At 67.5% G+C, this 681-nt stretch carries 1 protein-coding gene; it reads left to right on the top strand.

What is annotated here, in order from left to right; translation table 11 throughout:
• Nucleotides 1-15: 15 nt before the first annotated feature.
• Nucleotides 16-681, top strand: a 666-nt coding sequence (locus ACU8YC_RS25315; protein ID WP_446896006.1) for an efflux RND transporter permease subunit, incomplete at its 3' end; no start/stop codon positions are given.

Below are 681 nucleotides of genomic sequence, written 5' to 3'. Positions count from 1 at the left end.
CCCTCGGAGGGCGGCATGAATCTCTCCAAGTTCTTCATCGACCGCCCGATCTTCGCGGGCGTGCTCTCGATGCTCATCTTCATCGGCGGCCTGCTCTCGCTCTTCGCGATGCCGATCTCCGAGTACCCGGACGTGGTCCCGCCCTCCGTGGTCGTCCGCGCCACCTTCCCGGGCGCCAATCCCAAGGTGATCGTCGAGACCGTGGCGACGCCGATCGAGGAGCAGATCAACGGCGTCGAAGGCATGCTCTACATGTCGAGCCAGGCCACGACCGACGGCATCATGACCCTGACCGTCACCTTCCGGCTGGGGACCGATCCCGACAAGGCGCAGCAGCTCGTCCAGAACCGCGTCTCGCAGGCCGAGCCGCGCCTGCCGGCCGTGGTGCGCCAGCTGGGCATCGTCACGGTGAAGAGCTCCCCCGACCTAACGATGGTCGTGCATTTCGTGTCGCCGAACGGGCGCTACGACATGACCTACCTGCGCAACTACGCGGTGCTGAACATCAAGGACCGCCTGGCCCGGCTCGACGGCGTCGGCCAGGTCCAGCTCTTCGGCTCCGGCGACTACGCGATGCGGATCTGGCTCGACCCGCAGAAGGTGGCCGAGCACGGCCTGTCCGCGGGCGACGTCGTGCGCGAGATCCAGGCCCAGAACGTGGAGGCCGCGGCCGGCGTGATC

The organism is Citrobacter sp. VF227, assembly GCF_052950715.1.
This window is presented reverse-complemented; position numbering and strand designations above follow the sequence as displayed.